The following is a 12,848-nucleotide window of genomic DNA, read 5'->3' on the forward strand; positions in this document are numbered from 1 at the left end:
AAGAATATACCAATCCGCTTTATTAAGTAATTAAAATGTTACATTAAGACCAAAAACAAAGGTTCTTGGTGTTGGGTAAGTAAAGTAATCAATGCCAAACGTCTGGACACCACTGGTAGAGCTACCTGTATTTACTTCAGGATTGAAGCCTGAATAATTCGTAATTACAAATAGATTCTGACCTGTTACTGTAAATCTGATTTTCTTAACCCATTGAGATTGTAAAGCGATGTTATAACCTAGGGTAGCATTGTTTAACCTTAAAAATCCACCATCATCCAGATACCTGGTAGAAACTTCATTAGAGTTAGTAATAGATTCGTTTTCATATTCAATAGCCAAATCAGTAGTATTGAAAGAAGAAGTTAGCCTTCCTTTATTGAATAATGACATGGCAGTATGATTGAATATTTTATTACCAGATACTCCATTGAAATTAGCGGTGAAATCGAATCGTTTATAATTAACACCTAAATGAAATCCATATAATAAATCAGGAAGAGCGCTGCCCACTACTGTACGATCATCATCTAAAATTTCACCGTCGCCCGTCACATCCCTGTACTTATTCAATCCGTCTTCACCAATACCTAAAAATTCTTTCATATAGAAAGCACCAATAGGCTCTCCGTTGATGTAACCATTAATAGTAGCACCAGTTTGCCCTGCTCCTTGTGCAGCACCCGTGGTCACTACCGTGAAAGGAGATCCTTCTACTTTATTTTTAATATAAGAAAGGTTACCCCCTAGGCTAATTGATAAATCGCTAGAGATATCTGTGTTATAATTCAAAGTCAATTCCATACCTGAATTCTTTATTTTTAGGCCGTCTACATTGGTCCAATAATCTTTGGCTATAGAAATAGGGTCAGGACTGGTTACATTGAGTAAAATATTATCAGATACCTTTTGAAATACATCAAAAGTACCAGTAAGTCTGCTCCCAAGTAATCCAAAATCTAAACCGACATTGGTCTGGGTGGTTACTTCCCACTGAATATCAGGATTGGCTAAACGGGTATAGATAGTTCCGTACGGATAATCATCTAAAGTGCTGGCATTCGGATCTAATGGGTAGGTATCATTACCTTGTTTACTATCCCTATAACTTGCTTTAGTGATTTTAGCAGGTATTTCCTGATTACCGGTCTGTCCCCAGCTTGCTCTTAATTTCAGGCTGTTCACAACACCACCGCTCATAAAGTTCTCCTCTGAAATATTCCATCCTAAGGCTACTGATGGGAAATAACCATATCGGTTATTCTTACCAAACTTTGAAGATCCATCTGCACGCATAGTAGCAGTGATCAGGTATTTGTCCAGATAATTATAATTTACTCGACCTAAAAATGATTGAAGCTCATTCTTAACAGCAGCTGAATTTAAACTGGTCTGCAAGTCCTCACTACTTAACTGATTTTGATATCTTGGCTCTATACCGTTATCAGCAAAGCCTTCCATATAGATACTCTTCTGAGTAAACATTGTTTTTTGATAAGTATGCCCTGCTAACACGGTGAACTTATGATTATCGAACCCGAAGTTATAAGTCAATGTATTCTCAACCAATGTATTTTGATTAGCGGTAGAGATAGTGTTAAGGTATCCATTTTCATACCCCTCCAATAAACTATAAGGAGACCTTTGTACATCTCTGTTAGTAGTGGAATAATCCACCCCAAGATTAAGCCTATAAGTTAAACCTTCTATTATTTCCAGCGAAGGGGCTATATTGGCCAATATTCTATTGTTGATGGATTCATCCAAATAAAGCTTCTCTCTTATTAGGGGATTTAACATCTCACCCAAAATTGTAGGCTCACCATCTGTATAGGCAGGTAGGGTAGGGTTTAACTGAAGCATATCAGTAACAATAGTTGTGGCATCTGGTCGATTATTTTCCATCCTTGTACCAGTAAGGTTAGCGTCCACATTTAGTCGGCCATCCAGCGTTTTTTGATTCAAATTCACCCTTCCGGTGTATATTTTTAGATCGCTATTCTTTAAAACACCTTCCTGATCATCAACTCCAAAAGATCCATAATATGAAAACTTATTAGCATTGGCTCCGCTTAAAGACATGTTAAATCTATTGGTAATGGCCGTTCTTGTTAGCTCATCCTGCCAATCTGTACTGGCGCCTCCATCTTCAAGTGAACCTCCTTGCGCCGCTACCTGTTTTCTAAACTCATCTGGAGAGAAGACAGTAATGGTACCATTTGAGGTTCCTTTTTCACGTACTGTTGCTCCAGGTAATGGCATACCTTCTTCATCCAGAACCGTCCCTGTAATTCATAGTAAGTGTTGAACTCATAATTTCACATGATGTTGTTTGGTTGCAAATAGTATTAAGTGATTAGTAGTAAGATGTTTACCAGACACCCTTGCGCAGTAAATAAGGTTCGATCCGATTAAATTAATTTTCATTTTAAAATTGTTTAGATTCATTATTCATTGCATACTCCTGATAAAATGAGATAATCACCCGTTAGACTGTATTCCACCCCTTTTTTAGTATGCCTTATGCTTTTGAGAATATTAGTGAGTGACACATCCTGGTAGGTAGCTGTAAGGTGGCATGACTTGAGTTCCTCGCCTTCTATGCTTATATCTACCCCATACCAGCGCTCTAATTCATGTGCCACCTCCTCTAGAGGCAGGTCATGAAAAAAGAGAATGCCTTCTTTCCAATAAAGGACCTTTTCAATGTCTACATTTCCTTTGCTGATCTGCGATATCTCCTTATTATAAATGCCCTGCTCTTGTGGTACTAATGAAATTTGATGCGAGGCTGCGGATACCATTACCTTTCCCGTAAGTACAGAAATAATAACTTCCTTCTGTTCCTGATATGCCTGAATGTTAAATGAAGTCCCTACAACCCGGGTTTCTACTTCTCCGGATTTAATAATGAAAGGCTTAGCTTTATTCTTCACCACATCAAAAAAGGCCTCTCCTTGCATTTCTACTAGTCGCTCGTTCCCAGCAAATACCTCTGGAAATCTTAAGCTGCTCCCGGCGTTTAGCTTTACCCTAGTACCATCTGGCAATGTAACACTGAGTTTAGCACCCATGGGGGTTGTTTTCTCTATCCAGGCTATCTCTTGATGTTTTACATTTGTTTTATCTCGTGTTAGAAAAAATATAAATCCTACCACAGAAAGTATGAGTAAACTAGCTGCAATTTTTACGCTTGATGAGAATAGCTTTCTCGTGCTTCTTCCTTTTTGAATGGCATTAGAAAGCTTGTGATTAATTTTTTGTTTGGCTTCTTCGTTCTGGTTCAGTTGGTCCAGATTATTCAGAATCAGCCTACTTTCAAATAGTTCAAGCCTCCGCTCATCCCCCGGACTGATGGTTCCGTCAATGTAATCTTGGAGCAGTTGCTTTAATTCTTTTTCGTTCATTTTATGATGGTCTTTCAAAAAGAAATACCATCTGACTACTACTACTCACATGCTAAATATTAAGATTAACATTTTCTTAATCTTAGTGCCTAGAAGGTAATTTTGCTATAAAGAAAGGTTAAAGACAGAATAACATGCGCACTATTTCAAGTTCTTTCCTAAGATGTTTAAGGGCATATGATATTTGATTTTCCACGGTTCGTTGTGAAATATTGAGCCCCTTTGAAATCTCCATATTATTAAGCTCATTAATTCTGCTCAGGATAAAAATCTCCTGACAGCGAGGGGGTAGTTTTGAAAGTATACTCTTTACTTTTAATGACAGCTCCAGCACATTTTCTTCTTCTATCACTGTAGGTTCTATGGCTATAGCATTAGCTATTTCTAATTGAATAAAGGAAAGCTTCGTGTTTCTCAGATGATTGAAACATTTATAGCGAATAGCTTTATATAGGTAGCCCTTTATATTATCAGTATGAATATCTCTCCTTCGTTTCCAGTAGTCAATCCACACCTCCTGAAGAAGATCCTGAGCAATGGCATCATCCTGAATAAGTGAATAAGCATATGACTGCATCGGTTCCCAGAATAAATCGAAGAGGGAGTTGAATGCATGTTGATCCGAGTCTTTAACCAGATTAGCTAATTCGTGTATCCTATCCATTTTATTAAGTTCTTCCTCTCTACAAAGAAGAGAAAAAAGAAATGGTAAAAGAAACGATAATATTACGTGTATATTATACTATTATGAATACGAACCATCTCAGATATATTCAATTAAGACATTAACACCTATTAGTCGCGAAGCGAATGATTAACATGGAAGTTGTATCAATACTTTTCTTTACAACTTATGAGTATCGATTTACCTGGCAGGCTAGATATCAATCAACTTAGGTTTCCTATTTTAGGATTGGATATTTAATTAACCTTCAGGTTATCGATCCAAAAGACGGCTTCTTTAGTACGTTCATCAACGCCTTCCAGAGCATCCGTCCTATTTTGATTTGGTGTTTTTCTTGTTGGGTAGTTGCGATAGTCACCTGTGCGCAAGGAAAGACGCTCTACCGATTTAACGGCTTCACAAAGTGTCGCCTCATGTAATACCTCTTTGCCATTTACCTTCAGTGAATAGTTACCATAGTTCTTTACATCAATGTCAATTTCCAAGTTATACCATTTCCCAGCTTCATAGTCTATTAAAGAAACTTTTTGTCCACCATCATAGGCTACCATTTTTCCATCTTCTGCGAAATATATTCTTACCGGCCTGTTACCAAACTGATCCGCAACTTCTAGTTGGAGTTTTCCTTCAGCATTCTGGTGTGGTTTTACTCTCAATGAAATCTTTGCCTTTTCAGATTCTTTAAATACCCGAATAGCCCGAGCGTAATCATAAGGATCAGTATCGGTTAATGCCAGCACTTGGTTTTTCTTTTCCGAAACAACTTTTACAGGTGCCCAAACAGGATAGTAAATATTCCAATCTGGAATAACACCGCCGGCTATTACATTTTCAAAATCATCTGACACTGCCTCTTCCACCTTGTATTTCACAGATAAGGGAACTCTGCTTATCCAAATGTCCTCCTTGTTCATACTATAAGTAAGCCACATATCATGGCCTGGAGGATTTCCATTTCCTTCTACAATGCCTCGTGTATAGCAAGGACCAAAATCCTTCCATAGACCAAAAAATCTTCTTGGAGGCACCTCGGCCTGTACCAGTAAGAGGTGATCAAAGATGATCCCATCATCGCTGGTAACTACAGACAGAGGAAATCTATATTCTTGCATTTCGATAGGGTTATATACCAAAGCATATCTGTCATCATTAGTTTTTTGACCCCATATTTTCCCTCCAGCCATTAACAAAGATTTTGCTTTAACCGGTGAAGAGAAGGTTAGACCCTCATCATCAGATAGTGCCGTAGCCGAAAATTTCCATAGGCCAACCACCTTGCCATCAGGCCGGTGGTAATAGGAAAAAGCTTCCAGGGAATCTGCCACTTTATAGCTTCCATAGAAATTATCCATGCCATAGTCCTCATCTAACCACTGCATAGTTTTAAGCCTGTCTTTTAGCAAGCCCTCACAGGCAAAAATAAACTCATTATCATCTGATTGAGTGTATAAAGGATAGCTGGTATTAGATTCATCAAAGGAATTAAAGCTACTATATCTTAGAAAATAGATTGGACCAAAAGAACCATCCTTTCTTATTTCTCTCACTACTCGCCCAATGCCTCCTTTATCAAAGGGATGAGGGGTAAATCCATAAAAGCCTATAACCAGCAACTTATCATTCGGAGCTACATAGAAGCCCATTCTCTGGTGCATCATATAGCCATCAGATCCCTCGGGAAGTGTAGAGCCTACAGGAGCATGATATTCAGGGAATATTACTTCTGGTTTTCCCCAGCTTCTTCCATCTTTTGAAGCAACCAGAAGTGTATGACCTGGGTGCTGATGCTCACCAACAGGGTTGCTCAAATACTGTAAGAAAAAATTATTATTCCAATAGGCAAGATTTGGTGCATGGTTGTAGGTATAACCGTAGTCCTCTGATAACTCTGGATGCGATCTGTTTGCGCGCACCACCTGTATATTTTCTGTTCCAATAGCATATCTTAATCTGCCCTCATGCAAACTGGGATCGATAGTATTACCGCCAATGTACCTTACCGGCTCATATACAGATCCGGTCTGAGCATGTGCAAAAAGACTGTAAAGGCTTAGTATAATTCCCAAGAATAAGCTTAGAGAGGTTCGTTTCTTAACTAAATTCATTTTATGCATTAAATTTCCTGGGGATTACACTGCCTTAATTTATTATTTTTTATTCTGTTCTGGTTTGGCTATAATCAAGCTGGTAACTTTGGATAGCTGTTTGCCATCTTGAATAACCACGGCTTTGATTTTCGCACCTTCATCGAGGTACAAAGCACCTTCGTATAACGGAGATTTTTCCGTTGGTTCACTTCCATCTAGTGTATAATGAATACCAGGCATATCAAATTGATTTTTAAGTGTAACCAAAAGTTTATCCGATCCATCCTTTTCTTTTATATCATAGGTAACGTAGTAAATACTCTTTGAATAGTTGATTCCACGGTATCTGTAACGCTCCAATTCAAAAGGTATTTTCAGTTTAAATGCCTCCCAATTTTTATTTTCTGGCGCAGTCCAAAGCACTTCTGAAAGAGCCGCTAATCTTGGAAATACGACATACTCAATTTTTTCTGATGTAGGTAAATACTCTGACCATACATTGGCCTGTGCCCCAAGGATAAATTTTTGCTCTTCGGCACTTAATGATTTCGGGGTAGGATCATAAGAATACACCTTTTCTAAGGTGGTGTAACCTGAAATTTGTAATGGCTCAAATTGCGGATCTCCCTGATAATGATCAAAATACATATGCGAACCTGGTGTCATCACCACGTAGTGAGATTCTTTAGCAGCAGCTATTCCTCCTTCAGTTCCTCTCCATGACATCACCGCAGCATTAGGTGCTAATCCACCTTCGAGGATCTCATCCCAACCTATAATTTGTCGACCTTTTGAATTGATGAATTTCTCAATACGGGTAATAAACCAGCTTTGTAGTTCATGCTCATTTTTCAATCCAAGTTCCTTTATTTTGGCTTGAACCTGAGGAGAAGCCTCCCACTGGTCCTTCCAAGCTTCATCTCCTCCTATGTGAATGTATTTACCAGGAAACAGCTCTATCACCTCAGTAAGTACATCTTCCAAGAAATCAAAAGTTTGATCCTGAATACCATAAATATCTAAAAACACTCCCCATTCTGTTATTACTTTTGGCCTTTTTCCTGTAACGCCCAATTCAGGATAAGATGCTACGGCAGCGGTAGCGTGTCCAGGCATTTCTATTTCCGGCACTACGGTAATATATCGCTCCCTTGCATAAGCTACAACTTCTTTAATCTCCTCTTGGGTATAGAATCCGCCATATCTCTTACCATCATATTCCGTAGATCCTGCATGCCCAACCAATGTTTCATCCCTATATGCACCAATCTCCGTAAGTTTCGGATACTTCTTAATCTCTATTCTCCAACCCTGATCATCAGTTAAATGCCAGTGAAAGGTATTTAATTTGTGCATGGCCATATTATCAATATATTCCTTGACAAATTCTACGGGGCTAAAATGTCTGGCCACATCCAGATGTAGACCTCGCCATTTGTAGCGAGGATAATCCCGGATAGATACTATGGGTAAAAGCCACTTTTTATTCTCAATAACCTGCTCACTTTCAATGGCTGTAGGCAAAAGCTGATTTAACGTTTGCATGCCATAAAAAAGTCCTGCGTGATCCTTACCTATTATTTCTGCCCCTGTATTTTCCACCTTAAGGGTATATCCCTCTTCTGGAACATCAAGAGTTTCATCTACCATAAAGAGTATACCTCCTTCAGCTTGGGTACCCTTTTCAATAGTTAATGTTACGCCAGAAGCTTTCTTAAACTTTTTCTGAAACTCTTCTGCTATCTTTTTAGATTCCTCATCACCTTCCTTAAAAAAGAGTTTGGTTTGCTCATTAACTAGGATGGCTCCCTTACCTTGCTCTATTTTTACTGGCCCAGGTATAATACTTACTGGCGCATTATATTCCTCTTCCTGAGGAATTGATATACTACAACTGGCTCCTAATAGTAAAATTGACCAGATGTAGAATCTAAAAAAGTGAGTTTTCATATCATTTTCGTTAAAAAGGTTGACTTAAGTTTTTGATAGAATGACTGATTTGGGTTATTCTATATTGACAAAACGTGAATTAACAAGATGCCAATTTACAAATGTTTGCGCACACATCTTCCAATTTTAAAGATTTTTATTTAAGATTGTATATCTGCAATTCTATTTAGCAAATCATTTAAAGGGAATATATATGTTTAAGAATCTGTTGTTATCAGCTATTTTAATGCTAGTAAGTATCCCCTCCTTGGTATCAGCACAGGAGAATAACCTTCACGGAATGTCATCAGAGTACGACTGGCCCAAAGACCCTAAAGTATTGAGTAAGCTGAATGAATGGCAAAACCTAAAGTTCGGAATGATTATCCACTGGGGGTTATACGCCCAGGCTGGAATAGTGGAATCATGGGAGCTCACCTCCGAAGACTGGATCAATAGAAAAGATTCTATGAGCTATTGCGAGTATAAAGAATGGTACTGGGGACTTAGCAAAGAATTTAACCCGGTAAATTTCGCACCTGACCAATGGGCTCAAGCCGCAAAAGCTGCAGGAATGAAATATGTAGTTTTCACCACCAAGCATCATGATGGCTTTAACATGTTCGATACAAAAGAAACAGACTTTAAAATAACCAACGGTCCATTTGCCAACCATCCCAAAGCTAACGTGGCTAAATATGTATTTGAAGCCTTTAGAAATCAAGATATGATGATAGGGGCTTATTACTCTAAGCCAGATTGGCACTCACAATATTTCTGGTGGGACAAATATGGCTCTTGGGATAGAAATGTGAACTATAACCTGGGTGAGCATCCGGATAGATGGAACAAATACAAAGCCTTTACTTATAACCAGATAAATGAGCTCACCTCAGACTATGGTAACATTGATATTTTATGGCTTGATGGTGGATGGGTAAGGGAAGGACGTAAGGTAAGAAACGGTGAACAAAGCATTGATATTCCTAAAATAGCAGCCAGGGCCCGTGAAAATCAGCCCGGGTTATTAGTAGTAGACCGCACCGTACACGGCCCTTACGAAAACTACCAGACTCCAGAAAGAAGTATTCCTGATCGCCAGATCAACAATCCTTGGGAGAGCTGTATTCCACTGGCCAATAACTGGGGCTATGTCCCTAATGACAAATTAAAATCATCAACAAAAATTATACATTCATTAGTAGAAATTGTAGCAAAGGGTGGCAGTCTTTTGCTGGGAATAGGCCCTAAACCAGATGGAACATTGAGAGATGGAGATCTGAAAAGAATGGGGGAAATTGGCATATGGTTAGACAGTAATGGAAAAGCCATTTATAACACCAGAATTACTCCAGAATACAATGATGGAAACGTGTTTTTCACCAAAGGTCAGGCTGGAGAAACCTTTGCTATAGCTATTATAACCGAAGGAGAAGATACTCCCGCTACAATTAGCTGGAAGGGTAATTTACCTAAAAAGGGCAGCAGTGTAAAACTCCTCAGCTCAGGCAAAAAAGTAAAATGGACAGAGAAGAATGGGGAAGTGACTGTTACAATACCTAAGAGCTTCATTTCTAAAAATGCAAAATATCCTGCATTGGCCTTTGAATACAATGCCAAAAACTAATGCTATTATCTATGCAAAGATTTTATAGACTTATGGCTGTGCTTTGCCTACTGGGCGGTTTAGCTTGTGAAAACAAAAAAACTGTATCACCTCCTACGTCAATAGGTCCAGTACCAGATGCAAAACAAATGGAATGGCATAAAATGGAAAAAAATGCCTTTATTCATTTCACAATCAATACTTTTACGGATAAAGAATGGGGATATGGAGATGAATCTCCCGAGCTTTTTAATCCTACTGATCTTAATGTAGACCAATGGGTGAAGGTACTTAAAGAAACCGGTTTTAAAGGCGTGATTCTCACCTGCAAACACCATGATGGCTTTTGTTTATGGCCCTCCAAATATACTGAGCATACAGTAGCTAAAAGTCCTTATAAAAATGGTAAGGGTGACATTGCAAAAGAAGTCTCAGAAGCTTGTGAAAAGTATGGGCTGAAGTTTGGAGTTTATCTGTCCCCTTGGGATCGAAACCGAGCAGACTACGGAGATTCTACTTACGTCACCTACTACAGAAACCAGCTAAAAGAGCTATTTACCTCATACGGAGATGTTTTCGAAATGTGGTTTGATGGAGCCAATGGTGGTGATGGGTTCTATGGTGGCGCTGACGAAGTACGTAGGATAGAGCGTGAATCCTACTATCACTGGCCACAAACTCTTGATCTAGTCCGAAGTATACAGCCACAGGTGTTGTTTTTTAGTGACGGTGGACCAGACCTTAGATGGGGCGGTAATGAGGAGGCCAGAGCAGGTTTAACTAATTGGAACACCATCAGCACCGATACGCTTTACGCGGGCAAATCTGGTATTATGGACTTGCTTAATTCAGGATCTGAAAATGGAGTCAATTGGGTACCCTTGGAAGCCAACACCTCTATCAGACCAGGATGGTTTTATCATGCTAAAGAAGATTCACTGGTTAAAACTCCAGAGCAGTTGATGGATATTTACCTGACTTCTGTAGGCCGTGGATCTACCCTATTACTTAATATCCCTCCAGATAAGCGAGGTCATTTTCATGAGAATGACATTGATGCTCTTAAAGGCTGGCATGCACTTCAGGAAAAAGAGTTCGCAAATAACCTCATCAAAAACACCAAAGTAACTGCATCATCTGTAAGAGGAAATGCTGAACAGTATGATGCTAGAAATGCGGTAGATGAAAACTATGATACTTACTGGGCTACGGATGATAATATCCAAACTGGATCATTGGAGGTAGAATTTAGCGGCGAACGAACCATTAAATATGTTCTGTTGCAGGAATATATTCCTTTGGGGCAGAGAATAAAAGATTTCAGTATAGACGCTTGGATCAATGGTGGTTGGAAAGAAATAGCAAAAGGTACAACTATCGGTTATAAAAGAATATTGAAGTTAGATGCTCCGGTAAAAACTGATAAGTTGAAAATTAATATTCTGGATAGCAAAGCTTGTCCGGTTATCAATAATCTTGAGGTATACTAAGCTCTCAGGCACGAAAATACGGCTAGCGTAGCGGCCAAATGAATTAATAGAACAATTAAAATTTACCGATGCAAAAATTACTTTATTTACTTGCCACAGTATTAGTTCTTTGGGGATGTAATGCCCCTTCCGAGAAATCAGAAAAGAAACTTCCAAGGGTAGCTATTGCCGGGTTAGCCATAGAATCCAGCACCTTCTCCCCTGCTTTTACCCACGCAGAAGCATTTCATGCCAAAACTGGTGAAGATATACTTTCGCAATATCCGTTTATGGCTGCTGATTCTGCTGACCGTAAAAGAGCGGAATGGATACCAACCCTTCAGGGACATGCTTTACCCGGAGGTGTAGTTACTAAAGAGGCTTATGATTCGCTGGTCAATGAAACCTTAAAAATGTTAAGCGAAAACGGTCCTTATGATGGTCTATTCTTCGATATTCATGGCGCCATGAGTGTGGAGGGCCTGGATGATCCTGAAGGAGATTTTATCATTAAAATAAGAGAAGTAACTGGTCCTGAAACCATTATATCCACTTCTATGGATCTACATGGTAATGTATCCTGGAGACTGGCTGAAAATTCTGACCTGATCACTTGCTATAGAATGGCCCCGCATGAAGATGCGTTGGAGTCTAAGCAAAGAGCATTAGAAAATTTATTAGACCGCCTTGAAAGCGGCAAAGGCAAGCCTGCTTACAAGGCATGGATACCCGTGCCCATTTTATTACCCGGGGAAAAAACAAGTACCCGCATAGAGCCTGGCAAAAGTCTTTATGCTCAAGTAGCCCCGGCTGCTAATCAGGAAGGTATTGTAGACGCCGCTATCTGGATTGGTTATGCATGGGCAGATGCTCCCAGAAATCATGCTGTAGTAATGGTGACAGGCGACGACCAGAAAAAAGTAAGTAAAACTGCAGAAGAGCTTGCAAAAAGTTTCTGGGAAGTGCGTGGCGCATTTGACTTTGTAGCCCCCACTGCCACGCTAAAAGAAAGCTTAGACATGGCTATTGCCAGCCAAAAACATCCATTCATTATCAGTGATACCGGAGATAACCCTACCGCTGGTGGCGCAGGAGATGTGACCTGGACTTTACAGGAAATCCTGAAACGTCCTGAGTTTAAATCTGTAAATGGTCCGTCATTAATTTACGCCTCAATACCTGGCCCAGAATTCGTAAAAAAAGCAAAAGAAATAGGTGTTGGAGGTGAAATTAGTGCAACTGCTGGGGCGGCCATTGATTCAAGGTTCGCCCCGCCTGTATTGCTAGAAGGTACCATAGAAACTATTGAAGATGGTGATATTCATGCTGAAACAGAAGTAGTGGTAAAAGTGGGCAGCATACATGTTATAGTTACTAAAAAAAGAAAGCCCTATCACCATGAAAGCGATTTTACTAACCTAGGTCTCAAGCCAAAAGAAACCGATATCGTGGTAGTAAAGATCGGATATCTGGTACCAGAGTTGTATGACATGAGAGCAGACTGGATCATGGCACTAACTCCAGGAGGTGTAGATCAAGATCTTGAGCGCTTAGGACATAAAAACATCAAAAGGCCTATGTATCCTTTGGATGCAGATATGGAGACCCCTGACCTTTCAGCCCAAATGGTCCCTTTATCTGGTAAGTAATCATTTAGAATAAACC

General features: G+C 39.4%; 8 protein-coding genes. 3 read left to right on the forward strand and 5 right to left on the reverse strand.

All coding sequences use genetic code 11. The annotated features are described in order from the left end of the window. Positions 1–30: 30 nt before the first annotated feature. The 5 genes from LVD16_RS23785 to LVD16_RS23805 all read right to left on the reverse strand — a co-directional run bounded on the left by LVD16_RS23785 (position 31) and on the right by LVD16_RS23805 (position 8,129). Positions 31–2,262 carry a SusC/RagA family TonB-linked outer membrane protein gene (locus tag LVD16_RS23785; protein WP_233770798.1) on the reverse strand — a complete coding sequence of 744 codons (2,232 nt, stop codon included), beginning with the start codon at positions 2,260–2,262 and terminating at the stop codon, positions 31–33. 185 nt (positions 2,263–2,447) lie between these two features. Further along, complete coding sequence (locus LVD16_RS23790) at positions 2,448–3,407, reverse strand: FecR family protein (RefSeq protein ID WP_233770799.1); 960 nt, start codon at positions 3,405–3,407, stop codon at positions 2,448–2,450. Between the two features lie 118 nt (positions 3,408–3,525). Further along, a complete protein-coding gene (locus tag LVD16_RS23795; protein ID WP_233770800.1) occupies positions 3,526–4,071 on the reverse strand; it encodes an RNA polymerase sigma factor in 546 nt (181 codons plus the stop codon). Positions 4,072–4,328: 257 nt separating this feature from the next. Next, positions 4,329–6,197: a sialidase/neuraminidase family protein gene (locus tag LVD16_RS23800; protein ID WP_233770801.1), complete on the reverse strand. Its 1,869-nt coding sequence runs from the start codon at positions 6,195–6,197 to the stop codon at positions 4,329–4,331. Between the two features lie 42 nt (positions 6,198–6,239). Next, a complete protein-coding gene (locus LVD16_RS23805; RefSeq protein ID WP_233770802.1) occupies positions 6,240–8,129 on the reverse strand; it encodes a beta-N-acetylhexosaminidase in 1,890 nt (629 codons plus the stop codon). 193 nt (positions 8,130–8,322) lie between these two features. Here LVD16_RS23805 and LVD16_RS23810 point away from each other — a divergent pair, with 193 nt between their 5' ends. The 3 genes from LVD16_RS23810 (at position 8,323) to LVD16_RS23820 (ending at position 12,832) form a co-directional block, all read left to right on the forward strand. After that, the gene (locus LVD16_RS23810; protein WP_233770803.1) at positions 8,323–9,735 is read left to right on the forward strand and encodes an alpha-L-fucosidase; all 1,413 of its coding nucleotides are present in this window, start codon (positions 8,323–8,325) and stop codon (positions 9,733–9,735) included. An 11-nt stretch (positions 9,736–9,746) separates the two neighbouring features. Next, positions 9,747–11,204 (forward strand): alpha-L-fucosidase, encoded by a 1,458-nt coding sequence (locus LVD16_RS23815; RefSeq protein WP_233770804.1) that lies wholly within the window; start codon positions 9,747–9,749, stop codon positions 11,202–11,204. Between the two features lie 68 nt (positions 11,205–11,272). Next, positions 11,273–12,832: a M81 family metallopeptidase gene (locus LVD16_RS23820; RefSeq protein WP_233770805.1), complete on the forward strand. Its 1,560-nt coding sequence runs from the start codon at positions 11,273–11,275 to the stop codon at positions 12,830–12,832. Positions 12,833–12,848 lie beyond the last annotated feature (16 nt).

It is taken from the genome of Fulvivirga ligni, from assembly GCF_021389935.1.
GTDB classification, from domain to species: Bacteria; Bacteroidota; Bacteroidia; order Cytophagales; family Cyclobacteriaceae; genus Fulvivirga; species Fulvivirga ligni.